General features: G+C 56.9%; 12 protein-coding genes. 6 read left to right on the top strand and 6 right to left on the bottom strand.

Annotated elements, in window-relative coordinates:
• Positions 1-59 precede the first annotated feature (59 nt).
• Positions 60-455: a hypothetical protein gene (locus KRAC_RS26460; RefSeq protein WP_169460942.1), complete on the top strand. Its 396-nt coding sequence runs from the start codon at positions 60-62 to the stop codon at positions 453-455.
• A gap of 73 nt (positions 456-528) precedes the next feature.
• On the opposite strand, the gene KRAC_RS26455 is transcribed toward KRAC_RS26460, so the two are convergent.
• Positions 529-1704, bottom strand: a complete 1176-nt coding sequence (locus KRAC_RS26455) for a phosphoribosylaminoimidazolecarboxamide formyltransferase (RefSeq protein WP_007912517.1) — start codon at positions 1702-1704, stop codon at positions 529-531.
• Positions 1705-1988: 284 nt separating this feature from the next.
• Between KRAC_RS26455 and KRAC_RS26450 the strand changes: the two genes are divergently transcribed.
• Both KRAC_RS26450 and KRAC_RS26445 read left to right on the top strand, forming a co-directional pair.
• Positions 1989-4502 carry an MFS transporter gene (locus KRAC_RS26450; RefSeq protein ID WP_040444181.1) on the top strand — a complete coding sequence of 838 codons (2514 nt, stop codon included), beginning with the start codon at positions 1989-1991 and terminating at the stop codon, positions 4500-4502.
• 41 nt (positions 4503-4543) lie between these two features.
• Positions 4544-5704: a hypothetical protein gene (locus KRAC_RS26445; protein WP_007912512.1), complete on the top strand. Its 1161-nt coding sequence runs from the start codon at positions 4544-4546 to the stop codon at positions 5702-5704.
• 6 nt (positions 5705-5710) lie between these two features.
• On the opposite strand, the gene KRAC_RS26440 is transcribed toward KRAC_RS26445, so the two are convergent.
• Positions 5711-7285 (bottom strand): pyridoxal phosphate-dependent decarboxylase family protein, encoded by a 1575-nt coding sequence (locus tag KRAC_RS26440; RefSeq protein ID WP_007912510.1) that lies wholly within the window; start codon positions 7283-7285, stop codon positions 5711-5713.
• Positions 7286-7882: 597 nt separating this feature from the next.
• On the opposite strand from KRAC_RS26440, the gene KRAC_RS62535 reads away from it, so the two are divergent.
• Complete coding sequence (locus KRAC_RS62535) at positions 7883-9427, top strand: cobalamin B12-binding domain-containing protein (protein ID WP_052568592.1); 1545 nt, start codon at positions 7883-7885, stop codon at positions 9425-9427.
• A gap of 152 nt (positions 9428-9579) precedes the next feature.
• Positions 9580-10452, top strand: coding sequence for an alpha/beta fold hydrolase (locus KRAC_RS26430; RefSeq protein ID WP_007912508.1), 873 nt, complete (start codon positions 9580-9582; stop codon positions 10450-10452).
• Between the two features lie 65 nt (positions 10453-10517).
• Here KRAC_RS26430 and KRAC_RS26425 read toward each other — a convergent pair whose 3' ends face one another.
• The 4 genes from KRAC_RS26425 to sdhC form a co-directional block, all read right to left on the bottom strand.
• The gene (locus KRAC_RS26425; protein ID WP_007912507.1) at positions 10518-11225 is read right to left on the bottom strand and encodes a succinate dehydrogenase iron-sulfur subunit; all 708 of its coding nucleotides are present in this window, start codon (positions 11223-11225) and stop codon (positions 10518-10520) included.
• An 11-nt stretch (positions 11226-11236) separates the two neighbouring features.
• Positions 11237-12982, bottom strand: coding sequence for a succinate dehydrogenase flavoprotein subunit (sdhA, locus tag KRAC_RS26420; protein ID WP_007912506.1), 1746 nt, complete (start codon positions 12980-12982; stop codon positions 11237-11239).
• Positions 12983-13149: 167 nt separating this feature from the next.
• Positions 13150-13560, bottom strand: coding sequence for a succinate dehydrogenase, hydrophobic membrane anchor protein (sdhD, locus tag KRAC_RS26415; protein ID WP_007912504.1), 411 nt, complete (start codon positions 13558-13560; stop codon positions 13150-13152).
• 47 nt (positions 13561-13607) lie between these two features.
• Positions 13608-14018, bottom strand: a complete 411-nt coding sequence (gene sdhC / locus KRAC_RS26410; RefSeq protein ID WP_007912502.1) for a succinate dehydrogenase, cytochrome b556 subunit — start codon at positions 14016-14018, stop codon at positions 13608-13610.
• Between the two features lie 704 nt (positions 14019-14722).
• Here sdhC and mutL point away from each other — a divergent pair.
• A complete protein-coding gene (gene mutL, locus KRAC_RS26405) occupies positions 14723-16990 on the top strand; it encodes a DNA mismatch repair endonuclease MutL (protein WP_007912500.1) in 2268 nt (755 codons plus the stop codon).
• Positions 16991-17143: the final 153 nt, after the last annotated feature.

Raw genomic sequence — 17143 nt, 5'->3', positions numbered from 1 at the left:
AACAACATATGTTGTAGGGTGGAAAGGACGATTTGTTGATGAAAAAGTTGTTTGTTTCTTTGTCTTTTGTACTGGCGAGTGTGGCGCTGGTGGCTGCACTTGCCGTTGCGGTGATTGGCTCGCCGCTGAGTGCTTCAGCCTACTCAAATAACTATTCGTATAGTTTTACCAATCATGCAAAGATCGCGAACAGCTATGCGATGGACACTGGTGACGCGAAGTGGACGCTTACCTCCCGCTCATGTCGCCAGGGATATGCCATGACGGTTACTGTGAGGCGGATGGCCCTGCTGGGGCTTGATCCCGAGGTGCAGAGATTGGTGGTTCCCGAGTGTGGAGGTACCTTCGAGACCCATAGTATGCCTGGCAAGTACTACCTTGTGTTGACCAAGCCCTATGACGGCTTCCTTGTACAGGGGGCAGGCGTGGTACGCAGCCTGAAGAATCAGAAATAGGCAGAGTGGCAAATGATGCGATGGGCCCTGGCAGCCGCAGGCTGCCAGGGCCCATCGCATCATTTATCTTATGTTAGTGGTGGAAGAGGCGGATGCCTGCCATAGCCATGGCGATATCGTATGCGTCGCAGGCCTGGATGACATCTTCGTCGCGCATGGACGCGCCGGGCTGGACGACGTAAGAGACGCCGTAGCGGGCCGCGCAATCGATGCTATCGCGGAAGGGGATATAACCATCGGAACCCAGGGTGACGCCCTTCAGACCTGAAAGCCACTCCTCCTTCTCCTGGGCGGTCAGGCGGGGCGGGACCACATCGAAGAGCTGCTCCCACTCCTTCTCCTCAATGGCGGTCAGGTCGTCGCGCAGATAGGTGTCGACGGCGTTGACCTTTTCCTGGCGCTTGACGCCGGCCTTGAAGGGCAGCGAGAGGGCTGCGGGATGCAGGCGCAGGTACCAGTTCTCGGCCTTGGCAGCCGCGACACGTGTACACATAATGCGCGACTGCCCACCCGCGCCAATGCCAATGGCCTGGCCATCGTATGCGAAGCAGATGGAGTTGGACTGGGTGTACTTGAGGGTGATCAGGGAGAGGACCATGTCGCGCTGCGCGGCCTCGGACAGGTTCTTATTGTGCGTGGGCACATCCTTGAGCATCTCAAAGGTTGGAATGACGTTGTTGCGCTTCTGCTCAAAGGTTATACCGAAGACCTCGCGTGTCTCCATCTCCTCTGGCTCATAGTTGGGGTCAATCTGCAAAACGATATACGAGCCTTTGCGCTTCTTACGTAGGATCTCCAGGGCTTCTGGCTCGAAGCCGGGCGCGATCACGCCATCGGAGACCTCGCGGCTGATGAACTTCGCAGTTGAGACATCGACGATATCGCTCAGCGCGGCGAAGTCGCCATAGGAGGCCTGGCGGTCCGCTCCACGGGCGCGGGCATAGGCCGTCGCGAGCGGCGAGAGCTCCAAGTTCTCAACGGCGTAGGCTTGTTTCAGGTGGTCGTCCAGGGGGACGCCAACGGCGGCACCGGCGGGGCTGACATGCTTAAAGGAGGTCGCGGCAGGCAGGTTGAGGCTACTGCGAAGCTCGCGCACCAGTTGCCAGGAATTGAGTGCGTCGAGCAGGTTGATATATCCAGGTGCGCCGCTGAGTACCTGAAAGGGGAGTGCTCCCTGCTTACTATAGACACGAGCTGGCTTCTGGTGCGGGTTACAGCCATAACGCAGCGTAAGTTCTGTATTCTCCATGAGAAAATGTTCCTCTTCAAGAAAAATAGTAGTCTACTTATCCGAAATCCTGAGCGCGAAGCGCTAGTCACGAGAGTGACGTTGGATTTCGGAATAAGAATAGTATCCCCCAGAGAGGGAAACACTACTGGGTAGTGGGGTGAGTCTCTATTTATCTTACGCTACGAGATAGCAGGAGAGCAAACCTGGGTAAGATTTATCCGCGAAAAGAGGGTGGCGTGACGTTGTTTTTTGTGCGTATTTCATTATGCTTTCGCCTTGTAGTGCCTAGCATTGGGGGGAGAATGTATACCTTAGAAGACGATCATGATACGTCGTCGCGTTTGCAGCAACAAGCGATTCAGCGGGAACTGAAGGCCGCGAAGGATGCGGCCGCGACGACCGGGGATGATCCTCAGCACGAGGAGCGCGATGTGCGTGAGGGACACGATGCCCCAACCCTGGTCAATGCCCCCACGGGACCCCTGACGGGAACCTCCACATCCACCTCAGTACGCGAACAGTTAAGTGATTCTCTGCGCCAGCTAGTGCCACAGGGCAATCGTCGCCTGGCGATTATGGCGCTCTCAATCGCCTGCTTTGCCGTCTTTGTTACGGCCCTAGACGAAACGGTCGTGGTGACGGCGCTCCCACAGGTGATTACGGACCTCAAGTTATCCCTGACACAACTGGATCATGCCTCCTGGATCGTGAGTGCTTACCTGCTTGGTTTTGTCGTGGCTATGCCCCTGATGGGGCGTGTCTCAGACATCTATGGACGCAGGCGCATCTTCCAGATCTGTTTAGCCATTTTTGGTATTGGCTCGTTTCTTTGCGCCATCGCGCCCCTGCTGGGGCAGCGTTTTCCTCTGGGCTTCCTGCAACCACTAGGCATCGATACCTCATCGTCCGGACTCATCTGGCTGATCTCGGCTCGTTTCTTTCAGGCCATCGGTGGTGGCGCGCTGGTCCCGGTGGCTATGGCCATCGCGGGCGATTTCTATACACAGAAGCGCCTGGGCATTGCCCTGGGCATCATCGGCGCAGTCACCGAGATAGGTGGTGCGCTGGGTCCGCTTTATGGCGCACTGGTAGTCGAACATCTCGGCTGGCAGGCCATATTTTATCTGAATATTCCCATTGTGGGAGTCCTGATGGCTGGGACCTGGTTCTGCATTCCCAAAGGAGAGCACCAGCGCGAGGGTGTTGACTGGTTGGGAAGCATTCTGCTTGGGCTGGCCCTGACCTGTCTGAGCCTGGGACTGGCTCAGCAGGGCGCGGAGATGGGAACAGCACATGTCAGCACCGGCGCGGCCCCGCAGAATAATCCCGTCATCCTGACCCTGGCGGTGCTCTTCTTCATCGCCTTTGTGCTGGTTGAGCGCAAGGTGCGCTGGCCGGTAGTCGAACTCTCGCTCTTCAAACGCATTACCTTCAGTGCCTCTACCCTGGTTAGCCTGCTGGTCGGGGCCTCACTGATCATAGCCATGGCCGATATCCCCATCTATGTAGATACGGTTATGCAATTGACGGTCATGGATAGCGGCCTGGCCCTGTTACGTATGACCGCGTTGATTCCCGTGGGGGCGTTGCTGGGTGGGTGGCTGTGTAACTATATTACCTGTCGCTGGACGGCGGTGCTGGGCCTGCTGTTTACCGCGGGCGGTTTCTACCTGATGAGCCGCTGGCCCATCAATGTTAGCTGGACGCAGATCACCACAAGCACGGTCGTGGCAGGCCTGGGCTTTGGCCTGGTCATCTCGCCTATTGGCACCAGCGCCCTGAATGCGGTAAAAAGTAGGCAGGCGGGCATGAGTTCGGCGGTCATCACGGCGCTGCGTATGGTTGGCATGATCCTGGGATTGGCGATCCTGACTTCCTGGGCGCTGGCCGACTTCAATAGTCGTATCAAAGGCTATGCCTCGATCTCGATGAAGGCCACGGCGGGCGATTATATCATCTGGGTGCAAAACTATGCGGTCCATGTGGTGCGCTCGGCACACACGGTCTATACCTCGGTCTTCTTCGCTACGATGTGGCTCTGTCTGCTGGCGATCATTCCCGCTGTTTTCCTCTGGGGAAACCAGGTGCCGGTGGCGGAGCGTGAGCTGGACTTGAGCGCGACTCCTATTCCGGGCAAGAGCATCTTCGCGCAGCCGCGCCAGGTGCTCGCCGTGGGAAGCATTCTCCTGGTGCTGCTGCTGATTGGGAGTGGCATTCTGGCGACCTTTATTGTGGATGGGCCAATGCTGCGGCAGCAGAGCGCCAAACCGTTGTTGCGTTCATTGACCTTGCAGGTTGGACTGGATCAGCAGGCGGTGACCTCGCTGCTAACCTCGCAATTGAAGATCAAGAGCGACACCATCAGCAATATCAGCGTCGCGCCGCTGCCCAACGATGGCCTGCGTCTGAGCCTGCGCCTGAATATCAATACCAACGGGATCAAGCGCAGCATGACGGTCGCGATGGAGGGTCAGCTTGGCCTTGACCAGAAGCAGAACATCCATTTGAAGGTTACCCATCTCAGCCGTGACGGACTGGATGCCGGACCCCAGGCCACGGCCGCCATGCAGGACCCGGTGAACGAGATGTTTACCAACTCGATCATGCCCGCGCTACACGCCCAACTCAAGAGCGTACAGATACGCGCGGTGCATACCACGACCGCGCTAAATTGTAGCAAGGGTACAATGATGCTCGTGATTCAGCTGGAGACACCCGCCGTGGCCGACCTGCCGCATATCGCTACGCCCGCCCCCTATTGTTTCACCGGGCCAATCGATATCAATAAGCTCTCACCTACCCTGACCATCCCATAGTAGCGCGTACGCCAGTAGTGGGCTGCAAGAGAGAAGGCTATATGTTTAAGATACAACAATTGGGGAGGTATGCTCCCTATAGACTGCGCAATGTGGCCCTTGGGCTTCTCATGGTGGGCGTAGTGCTGGTGTTGATTACTCCGGTCTATGCCGCGACACGCACCATGATACAAACGCGTGTGCAACAGGCGTTGCCCTTGAACGCGCATATCTACCTGGCGACCGACGCGCTACGGCCTGTCTTTCAGGAGCGCATCGACGCGCAGGTGCCCTCAACGGTCGCTAGCACGCTTAAAGGCATCACGGATGGGATGCCAGGTGACACGCATGACTGGGCAGCGAAGATGGCAAAGGTCTTGATTCAGCCCTCGGCCACGCTTACAGGCCTCTCGCCGCAGGCAGGGGGAATGGTGACCTCGATGCGTATCAGTCTCTATCCCGGCGATCCCAAACCCATCGACGCCAACCTGCTTGTGCGTTTTACGGTGCTCAACGCCACAACTATTCAGGTCAGCGCCTTCCCGCTTCAGGGAAGCCCAACCCTGGTTAGTGGTCCTCTGACCACCTTGCCCACGCCTCTGGGGCAGCTGCAAAACATTCACACGACCCCGGGCTGTGGCGCGAACGCGTTAGATGTTGGCATGCAGCTCCCGATCAACCTGGACGCGCCAGCGACCACGCAGAACGCAGCCTTTACGCGGGGACAATCTTCGCGCACCACTCTGGCGAGCTGGCAGGAGCCAGCGAGTGCTACAGCGGGGACGCATGCCTATGTCGAGATTCCTGCTAGCTCGCTGAGTACCCTGGGACCTGGCCTGGGCGTGCTCTCCCTTGGTAATGACCTCTTCGCGCGGAATATCCAGCTCTCCGTGAGTGGAAACCAGCTGGTCGCGACCAGCGATATCACGCTGGGAAAATCTTTGAAATTGGCCCAGGCGACCACGACGATTATGCCATTGGCGCAGCAGGGAAAGCTGGCTATTCAGGTGCAGAAGACCACGGTTACAATCTTCTCCATCTTTACCTTTCCTTATGATACCTACAATAGCCAGATTCAGCAGGAGCTAAATAGTAAGCTGGGTAGTGCGCTTGGCGGCAAGTTTACGCTGAACACGGCCAGCATTGGCCCCAATAGTAATGTGCCCTGCGCGGCGGGCGATAGCATGATCCTCTCCGTAACGGCGCCGGGTAGCCTCTTCTAGCCTGGCTTATGGCAAGAGATTATTGGGTTTGGCGGGCGCGTCTGAGAACGAAAGCAGACGTAGCCTGCCCTGGCGCAGCGTAGACCAGAGGGTTGGGGTCACGCCCAGCTCCTGGCGCAAGGCCGTGTGTAGCTCATCCCAGGCCAGGCGTACCTCCTCTTCGCGTGTGCGCAGATTGCCAATAGCGAGGCGGAGCGTATAGCGACCCTTCAAGCGAGTGGGCGAGAGAAAGCAGCGCCCGCTGGCGTTAACGCGATTGAGCACGCGCTCATTCAAATGATCTAGCCGTTCCTCGCTCTGGATGGCCCAGGGGTGTGCGCGAAAGCAAACCACGCTGAGGTGAGTGGGGAAGAGCAGCTCCCAATCACTTGAAACCTCAACCCAATCGGCAAAGAGGCGCGCCAGGCGACAATGTTCAGCGATATTGGCGACGAGACCATCATAACCAAAGTAGCGCAACGTCATCCATAGCTTGAGCGCGGGAAAGCCATGAGGCAGGGAGGCGTCATAGTCCATCAGGTTGATCGCCTGCCCTGAACAGCCCTCGGTGCTTTGCAGGTAGTCGGGGGTCAAGCTAAAGGTAGCGCGCAATGCCTGCGGACGGCGTGTATAGAGGATGCTACAGTGGAAGGGAGTGAAGAGCCACTTATGGGGATTGATCGAGAGGGAGTCGGCCCGCTCGCAACCGCGTAGGAGCCAGCGTTTCTCGGGCATGAGGGCCGCGACCCCGGCGTAGGCGGCATCGACATGGAGCCAGAGACCATAGCGCTCACAGAGATCCGCGATGGACTCCACTGGGTCAACGCTGGTCGTAGAGGTTGTGCCTACAGTGGCCACAACCGCGAAGGGCCACCAGCCCTCGCGTAGGTCCTCGCGGATGGCCTGGTCGAGCGCCTCCACATTTATTCGATAGGCATCATCGGTCTCGATCTTTCGCAAACTCTCCAGTCCAAGACCGAGCAGAATAGCCGCCTTCTCCAGTGATGAGTGGGCCTCCTCGGAGGCATAGAAGCGGAGATGTGGTATCTCTTTGCGGCCCGCGAGTCCCTGCTGGCGTATGTGCAGGCCGGGAACAAACTCGCGCGCCGCCGCGAGAACATTGGCGATAGCGGAGTTGTGATGGATCATGCCAAAGAGGGGTGCGGGCAGGCCAAGCATCTGGCGGAGCCAATCCAGCGTGATTTGCTCCAGTTCGGTCGCGGCAGGAGCTGTTTTCCAGAGCATACGTGAGACATTGAAGGCTCCTTCAAGCATATTAGCCAGTATGCCTGGTCCAGCGCTAGTCACGCCGAAATAGCCCATAAACCTGCCGGAGTTCCACTGGGTCAGGCCGGGAAGAATGACGCGTTCAACATCTGCCAGGATCTGATCCATCTCTTCACCTTGAGAGGGTGGATGGGAAGGGAGCATGTCCTGGATGTCGCCCGGTTTGACCTGAGCTAGAACAGGGCGTGTATGAACGCTCTGGATATAATTAGCGATCCAATCGACGACCTGGTGTCCATAGTGACGCAAAGCTTCAGCGTCCATATCACCCTCGCGGGGTTGGGGCGTGGGTCCTGCTTCTAGAGGTATATGCATTGTTCAACCGCCTCCACATAACAACCAGAGAACAACGTTTACATGGGAATATCCTGGTATTGTATGCCTTCTTTCCACGGAGTAATCATTTGTTGCAATTAATTGTAAGAAAATAGATGGTAATCGTCAATATAGCTCATGCAAAAACATTGATCCATTGCTAAATATATTTTCACTTTGAGTTTCTGTTGCAGATTGAATATGAATAAAAAATCATCTGGAAACTGCTTCGGCTCGTGTAGCGAGCCTTTCGGGTAAGGGAAGGGTGTGCTTCGACATTACAATCTAGACATAATAAATAGTCGATACGTATTGAGTAATTAGCATTTATTCTAGGCAATTGTAAGCACGCCTGTGATGCGTCTTGATGGTTAAATATATGCAAGCCATATTATATAGCTTTGCTACCTGTAAGAAATTTTTATGCGTTATTAATATCTTATTTTTGTATGTAATGTTAGTATATAGTATATCGTTTATATTGCATGTTTCTCTTTGAAAATTGAAGATGTATTGGCAGGTCATCTGCTGCTCGTCATGGAAAGAACCTTATAAAGCTGAGTCGATGTGTGTAGAATGTAGAGGAGTAGGTAGGATATGGATGCCTCAGGAAAACCGTTTAATCCATTTGAGCGTGCGATTGTGCCGTTTGAGAGCCAGCCTCAGGCTAGCGGAATCTATAATACGCAGGAGATCATCGTGCCCGGGGAGCAGAATGAAACTGCTCCAGGCTCTCCCTTTCCTGAGCGGCGCACTCCGGTAACGGAAGAGATGTTCTCGCTTTTCCATGTGCCGCCTGGAGATGGGCTGCCACACCTGGAGCGCTACTCTGCGGCCCCACGCTTTGACCTTGAGACGGCTATCTCTCAGACGCATGTCCCGGCGATGACGCTGCGCTCCTGGGAGCGGCGCTTTGGCATTCCCGCGCCCTGGCATGGGAGCAATAACGCGCGCCTCTATTCAATGCGAGACCTGGCGGCTATCCACTGGCTCAATCGACGTATCAAGCAGAATAACACGAGTGTCTATCTGTCAGTGCAGGAACTGGCGCGCCTGGAGCCGGCGTATAGCAGACACTATAACGCGAATATGCCTGCAGCTCTGCCCAGGCAGCGCAAGTTTTCCGAACTGCATGAATCTTTGCTGCGTGCGATTACCATGATGGATGAGGGGGGCACGGGGCGTATTCTGAATGAGGCCTTTGATACCTATCCAGCGGCCACCGTCTGCCAGCAGGTGCTGCAACCGGTGCTGACGAAGCTTGTTGAATTGCGCCATACCGTCTCACTTCCCCGTACCATCGAACATTTTGCCTCCAAGCTCACACGCGATCAGATTGTACATTTGATTGAGGCGGGCCTGACCCCGCGCGAAGCCCTTCAACGTCTCTCTCACCTGGCTCTCCGTGCTCCGCAGATCTACGCCAGTCAGCAGCGTGCCAGGGAGCATATGGACGCGGTGCCCACGCTGGAGCGTATCGTAGACATCATGCTGGAGGCGATCAGGCAGCTTGACGAGGGACATGTGCAGAGAATTATGGATGAGGCCTTCTTCTACTACCCAGTTGAGGAGGTATGTAGTAACCTGTTTCAGCCAGTACTTTATCGGATTGGTGAGCTATGGGCTTCGCGCCAGATCACGGTAACGGTCGAGCACTTCGCCAGCAATATGATTCGTACGCGCCTGGCCCACCTCTTCCAGACCACGCCCTACCAGCACCAGGGGCCAGCCATCCTGGTTGGCTGTGCGCCGAGGGAAACGCATGAGATCGGTATCCTGATGCTGGCGCTCTTCTGGCGCCGCCAGGGCTTTAATGTCTACTACCTGGGGCAGATGCTGGAGCCTCAGAGCTTGCTGCAAGAGATCCGCCGCCTGCGACCTGGAGTGGTATGTCTATCAGCAACCACGCGACCACGCGCGCGGGACCTGGCAGAGATCGCGCGTGAGATCAATAAGCTAGAGGGGCCTCGCCCCACTGTCTGCTTTGGTGGAGGTGCCTTTATGCAAGACCCCGGCCTGGTAAAAAGTATCAAGGGTGTCTTCCTGGGGCCCGACGCAAACGAAGCCACCCGCCGCCTGCACGAGCTTATCCCCCTTCAGCAGTCGCAGCCAGCGCGCGACGAGGCGCATCATATAATGTAAGGGATTGCGTATGGCGACGTGGCATAGCTATGTCGCCACACACAATCTTATATTATTTACACCTACCAGGCGTCCAGAAGAAAAGTGTTACAATCTTTTTAGTAGTAACATGACGCTGAGGGCTTGTTCTTTTGATAAAGAAGGTAGGTGGTATGACAGCAACGATAACTGAGTGGCAGCATCGAGATATTCTCACCAATGGCATTCGGATGCATTATGTGACGCAGGGTGAGGGTTCATTGATTGTGCTCCTGCATGGTTTTCCTGAGTTCTGGTACTCCTGGCGGCACCAGATCCCTTTTCTGGCGCAACTGGGATATAAGGTGGTGGCGCCTGACCTGCGGGGCTATAACGATACAGATAAGCCGCGCCGAGGCTATGAGATCGCGACCCTGTTGCGTGATATTGAGGGCCTGATCAAGGGCCTGGGCTATGAGCGAGCGATTGTCGTGGGCCATGACTGGGGTGGTGTACTGATGTGGCAGTTTGGTCTGAGGTATCCGCACATGGTTGAGCGCCTGATTGGTCTCAATGCGCCGCCGCCCTGGACCTTCGCGCGTGAGCTACGGACCTGGAAGCAGTTGCGCAAGAGCTGGTATGTCTACGCCTTTCAACTGCCCATCCTGCCAGAGTTGGCCCTTAGCCGCGAAGGGGCCGAGCCTATTGCAAAGATGCTCTATGCCAGCGCCGTGCAGAAGTCGGCCTTTCCAGAGGATGTGTTGGAGCGCTACAAAGAGGCCATGAGCAAGCCGGGCGCACTGACGGCGGCGATTAACTACTATCGCTCGATCTGGCGGCGTTCAAGTATCGGGGCCGTCAGCGGAAACAAAGGGAGAATCGATAAGCCCACACTGCTCATCTGGGGTGAGCAGGACGTAGCCCTGGATATCGCCATGACTTATGGTCTGGAGGAGTGGGTTCCCAACATAGAAGTGCGGCGCATCCCTGATAGCGGCCACTGGGTCCAGCAAGAGAAACCCGACCTCGTCAACGAATGGATAGCCGATTTCCTCAAAAGGGTTTAGAAGAGTGTCTAGTTATAAATAAAAACAGTAGTTGCACTTCGTGCAACTACTGTTTTTATTTATAACTAGACACTCTTCGTATCACCATAGATGATGGCGCGCTTGACCTCTTCGATCAGGTCGGTAACCGGGATGCCGCGTGGGCAGGCATCGGAGCAGTTGAAAATGGTGCGGCAACGCCAGACGCCATCCTTCTTGCCCAGGATATTGAGGCGCTCGGCGGCACCCTCGTCACGGCTATCGAAGATGAAACGGTGCGCGTTGACGATGGCGGCGGGACCGACCCAGTCCTGGTTGCCCCAGATCGAGGGGCAGGAACCGGTGCAGGCGCCACAGAGGATACACTTGGTGCCCTCGTCAAAGCGCGCGCGCTCCTCGGCGGATTGCAGGCGCTCGGTACCAGGTTCGCTGTCGTACGTGATCAGGTAGGGCTTGACCTGTTTGTACTTGTCGAAGAACTGGTCCATGTCGACCACGAGATCTTTAATGACCGGGTAGCCCAGCATTGGCTCGATGGTGACCTTCTTCCCTACGTCGCGCATGAGGACCTTACAGGCCAGGCGGTTGCGACCATTGATGCGCATGGCATCGGAGCCACAGACGCCATGGGCGCAGGAACGGCGATAGGTCAGCGTGCCATCCATCGTCCATTTGATGTTGTTCAGGGCATCCAGCAAGCGGTCGATGGGTTCAACCTCGACGGTAAACTCGTCCCAGTACGGCTTATTGTCGCGCTCCGGGTCGAAGCGCTTTATACGCATTAAGACTTGCATCGCGTTCTCCTCTAGTATTTGCGCTCCTTAGGCTTGAAGATGGGATCATCCACAAGCACGACATCCTTGTAGTCCAGGCGAACGTCGTGCGCCTTCTCGCCCTTGTAGGCCAGGGTATGTTTGAGCCAGTTAGTATCATCGCGCTTGGTATAGTCGAGGCGATAGTGGGCGCCACGGCTCTCTTTACGCGCGATAGCTCCATGGATGGTTGCCTCGGCGCAGTCGAGCAAGAAGCCAAGCTCGATGGCCTCAACCAGCTCGGTATTGAAGCGCTTGCCTTTATCCTGGAGCTGAATTTTCTTGTAGGCATCTTGCAGGCCGTCCAGCGTATCCAGGGCTGAGAGCATGCCCTTCTCCTCGCGCTCGACGAAGACCTTGTCGTTCATCTCGTTCTGCAGGGTCGAGCGGATGCGGGCCGCCGACTCGCCGCCAGAGGACTTGCCTTTATCCAGTAGGCGATCAAGCATATCGCGTGAATAGGCCTCGGGATTCTCTGGCAGGGGGGCGTGATCGTTCTCGGCGATGAAGCGCGCCATGTCTTTACCGGCGCGGCGACCGAAGACGATCAGGTCGACCAGCGAGTTGGTACCCAGGCGGTTGGCGCCGTGAACGGAGACGCAGGCGACCTCGCCAGCGGCATAGAAGCCGGGCATGGGCGTCCACTGTGGATCGATGACGACGCGGCCATCCAGGTCGGTAGGAATACCGCCCATGGCGTAGTGCGCGGTCGGCTGGATAGGCACAGGCTCGGTAATCGGTTCGACACCCAGGTAGTTACGCGCGAAGTCCGTGATATCGGGCAACTTCTCGGCAATAGCCTTGGCGCCCAGGTGGCGTACATCGAGGTAGACATAGTCCTTGCCGTCGATGCCGCGTCCCTCGTTGACCTCCTGTACAATACAGCGCGAGACGATATCGCGCGGAGCCAGGTCCTTCAACGTGGGCATGTAGCGCTCCATGAAGTACTCGCCCTTATCGTTGAGGAGCTTACCACCCTCGCCGCGAGCCGCCTCGGAGAGGAGCACGCCAACTTTATAGATGCCGGTGGGATGGAACTGGTACATCTCCATGTCTTGCAGGGGGATGCCACGGCGATAGGCGATTGACATACCGTCGCCCATGCAGGCGAAGGCATTGCTAGTCACGCGCCAGGCGCGGCCATAGCCGCCGGTCGCGAACATCACCGCCTTGGCGTGGAAGGTATGGATCTCGCCTGAGCGGATCTCCATTGCCACGACGCCGCAGGCTCGGCCCTCGTTGAAGATCAGGTCCAGCACCAGGAACTCGTTGAAGAAGCGCACCTGGTTCTTGATTGAACTCTGGTACATAGTTTGCAGGATCATGTGGCCGGTGCGGTCGGCGGCGTAGCATGAGCGACGCACGGGACCCTCGCCAAAGTTGCGTGTGTGACCACCAAAGCGGCGCTGGTCGATACGGCCATCTGGTGTGCGGTTGAAAGGCAGGCCACGATGCTCAAGCTCGTAGACGGCGTCGATCGCGTCGCGGGCCAGAATCTCGGCCGCGGGCTGGTCTACCAGGTAGTCGCCCCCCTTGACGGTATCGTACATGTGCCACTTCCAGTGGTCCTCTTCCTGGTTACCGAGGGCTGCGGCGACGCCACCCTGGGCGGCACCAGTATGTGAACGCGTGGGGTAGACCTTGGTGAGTACCGCTACGCTAGCGTTTGGCAATTGCATCGCAGCCATCAGACCCGCGCCACCGGCGCCGATAATGATGACATCAAATTTCTGATACATGGTGTATATATCCTCGCTTCAACTTGCTCACAACTTCTTCTCTGTTGCGTGTGCACTGCATTGTCGTAGGGGCCATGCTTGCATGGCCTTGTCCCCGTGAGATCTGCACCCTCAGCGTGGGAGTCCAAGCAAGCTTGGACCCTACAATTTAGCGACAAGCGCTGCGTTTAATGCAGGCAGGCGGGTCCGAGACTGCCCGCGACGGGCTGGAAGGTGATGAGTGTGATCGTGCCCAGCATAAAGAAGGCGAGCAGGAGTACCGCGGCGATGCCTTGTAGAACCAGGCGCGTCCCCGGCGAACGCACATAATCATCGATGACCACGCGCAGACCGTTCACACCGTGTGTCAGGCCAAACGTCAGTAGTAGCCAGTCGAAGAGACGCCAGAAGGGGTTCGCGTAGCGAGCCGCCACAAACGCGTAGGTCGTGCACGAGACATCATTGGTCACATGCATAATAGTAAGATGGATAATGACCAGGAAGATCAGTACCACGCCCGAAATACGGAAGTAATACCAGGAAAAGGTCTCAAAGCCACCGCCAGCTGGACGAGGCCCACCATATAAACGCGACAGCATACATTCTTCTCCTTACAAAAGGGCTTACGTGTCACTTCTACGCGCTACTAATTTTTGACGCTCAGGATGGCTTCGGGGTTAAAGAACCATTTAACGAAGGCCGCTGAGGGGAGTAGCGCGGGCTTTAGCACGAAGTAGGCAAACACGGCGGAGACTATTATCGTCGCGCCCAGGGCCGTGTAGAACAGCGGCTTTTGGAGGCGTGCACCCTTGCGCCAGAAGTCGATCATGATAATACGTACGCCATTAAAAGCGTGATAGAAGACAGCGCCCACGACAGCCAGTGATAGGAAACGCACAATGACATGGTCAAAGAGCAGAATGCCATCGTTATAGACTGTTGGGCCAAAGCTGAGTAGAGAGATATCCACGACGTGGATAAACAGGAAGAGCAGTAGTCCGAGACCTGTCACGCGGTGCAACAGCCAGGACCACATGCCAGATTGACCTTTGTACATTTTTCCCTCACTTCTGGGGCGGGAGAGGAGGGCAGGAGGCACGAGGTTAGATAGTGCTTCGCTCAGCCTCTGGCGCTTGCTCTCGCCCTTTCCGAACATCCAAGCGGGGACCGACGCGTTGGAACGGCAAGAAGAGCTAGCCAATGAGCCCGCGACAGGCATCATCGACGAGGACCGAGAAGATGGGCATAAAAAATAGACCGTTTCTTACACATCACAGTCCTCTATCTACAACCAGGCACCCCGCTGTGCTTTACCAGGCCCTTGGCGAGCCAGGCAAACGTTGTATGTGTATTATACTTCACTCTTGAGGCGCACGCAAACACTTTTTGTAGTTATATGATAGGTCAATGACTCTGGCTGAACTTTCGCGCTTACGGCGCTCAGGGTAAGGAGTGCCTGGGAGAAGTGGAAGCCTTCCTCGACTCGCTGTGTAAGCGCTCGGGGTAAGGATGTGTGTGGAAAACGGCTCTGCCGTTTTCCACACACATCCTTACCCCGAGCGCCGCAGGCGCGAAGGCCTGGAGAGGATATGGTATAGTGCATTCTCAAGAGGAAGCCGCTATGGTATAATGCAGGAACAATCGTTCTTACTCATGTTTCGCCTCTGTTTAGGGGAGGTGCAGGAGGGGACTGCCTCCTGTCGGAGTGTGGGATGTTCCCCACCATTTCCCTCTCCTTTCTATATACCAGGGAAAAGTGCTATGCCTATACGTCAACTTGCGCCCGATGTGGCGGCGAAGATCGCGGCTGGCGAGGTGGTGGAGCGGCCCGCCTCGGTGGTAAAGGAACTTATTGAGAATAGTATTGATGCGGGCGCGACCCAGATTCGCGTCGATCTGATGAATGGTGGCCTGCAACTCATTCGCGTGACCGATAATGGCTGTGGCATCTCACCCGAAGAACTGCCCCTGGCCCTGGAGCGGCATGCGACCAGCAAGGTGGCATCTATCGACGACCTGGAGCAGATTCGCTCGTTGGGTTTTCGCGGCGAGGCGCTGGCGAGTATCGCCGCCGTGGCCGAGGTGACGCTGGTGAGTCGTGCGCGAGGCTCCGAGCAGGGATCACAGGTGAACGCGCAGAGCGGACATATCTCTGATGTCACTCCCGCCGCCTCGCCTGAGGGTACGACGATTACGGTTCGTAACCTCTTTAGCGCCGTTCCAGCGCGCCTCAAGTTTCTGAAGAGTCGTAATACTGAGATCAGCCATTGTCATCACCTGCTGGAGCAGTACGCACTGGCCTATCCCGAGATCCGCTTTACGGTTGCCAGTGAGGGGAAGCAGATCTTCTCGACTCCCGGTGACGGCAAGCTCTTTAGTGTCCTGGTGCAGGTCTATGGTCTACAGATCGCGGAGCAGATGGTGGAGGTGGATGGCGACGATGAGCATGACGCCAGCGATGGCGAATATCCCATCGTTAAGGGCTTTGTGAGCCGCCCCGCCTGCTATAAGAGCACGCGCCAGCATATCTCCTTCTTCGTCAACAGGCGCTGGGTCATGAGCCGTATGCTTACTACGGCAGTGGAGGGAGCCTATCATTCGCTGCTCCTGAGCGGGCGCCATCCCCTGGCGGTCATCAACATCCAGATCGATCCCTCCTTCCTGGATGTGAATGTGCATCCTGCCAAGACCGAGATTCGCTTCTTAAAGGAGCGTCGTGTCTTCGCAGCTATCCTGCGTGCGGCCCGCAAAGCCCTTTTGCAGGAGCCGGAGATGCCGCAGTGGAAGTCGAAGTCTAGCGAGCCACGCGCGAGCAGTCAGCCAGACGCCTATGATCAGGAACCCTCATTCGAGGGCAGGCTGGACCTGGATGAGGAAGCAGTACAGAAAGACGAGCAGGAAGCAAGAGAGGCAGGCAAGCCACAGCAGCGGCAGAGCACGATCCCTGGAGATAGCCCCTGGATTACCTTTACGGAAGAAGAGCATGGGACGAGGCCGCCCGGACACGCACGCCTCTGGCAGAGCCACCTGGGCGTGACTGATAAGGCGAAGGGTTCACGTCTCAAAGCTGTTGACACAACCGTGGAGGTCGAGCGTTCCCCCACGGGAACGCTACACGCGCAGGCCGAGCAGGTAAGCGTCACGCTTGATACTTCTCTCGAAGAGGATGATCCGCTCTCCATGCTACCGCCAGCCGCGCCCGTTGAGAAACGTCCAGAAGCGGGCGGAGACATAGCAGAACAAGAGCCACTGGCCTCCTTTGGTGCCGTGCCGCATGGCATTCCTACGATGGGTATCCAGTTGCCTTCTGCACAGACTGAGGAGCGTACAAGGCTGGTTGTGAGTCCAGTCGCGCCCCAGGCGATTGCAGGAGACGCTCAAGGAGTGGAGCGGCGCCCTGAGCAGGGAGCGCTGCCGGGCCATAGCATCGATCCGAACCAGCCGCGCAAGTTTCCGCGCCTGCGCGTGGTGGGACAGCTCTCACAGAGCTATGTTGTGACCGAGGGGCCAGATGGCATGTATCTTATTGACCAGCACGCGGCGCATGAAAGGATAGTGCTTGAGCGTATGGTCGCGTCCCTCAAATCGCGCGAGACCATCTCGCAGCTCCTGCTTACTCCCATGCACCTCACGCTGGCCCCGGTCGAGATTGAGGCGGTAGAAGAACATGGGGAGCAGCTACGGCGCATCGGCTTCGAGCTGGAGGTAGTTGACGGTAAGACCGTCGAGGTGCGTGCCGTCCCCACGGTCCTGGTCAAGCGCCTGGACAGTGTCTCGCTGCATGCCTTACTGGTCGAGCTTACTGCCGAGGACCAGTTGGGGCATACCGAGACCTGGGAGGAGCGTGCCCTGGCCAACGTCGCCTGTAAGGCCGCCATCAAGCAGAATTACTTCCTGGCTATGAGCGAGATGCGCGAAATGCTGGAGCAGCTAGAGCAGGTCAAGGCCCCCTTCAGCTGTTGCCACGGTCGACCAACCATGGTACACTTCAGTCTCGCAGAATTAGCCCACGAATTTGAGCGCCGATAAATTGTAGGGGCAGAGCTTGCTCGGCCTCCGAGCGCAGCGACTTTCCCACGCCCATGCAGGTGTGAAAGGGAGTGCTTCTAAAGGGCGCACCTACCTTTCGCACCTGTCGGGCTTGGGGCGCACCAGGAACGCGCAGCCGCCCAGCAGAAGGGG

This window comes from Ktedonobacter racemifer DSM 44963 (assembly GCF_000178855.1).
GTDB lineage: Bacteria > Chloroflexota > Ktedonobacteria > Ktedonobacterales > Ktedonobacteraceae > Ktedonobacter > Ktedonobacter racemifer.
Note: the sequence above shows the minus strand (reverse complement) of the source record. Positions and strands in the feature narration are given on the sequence as shown.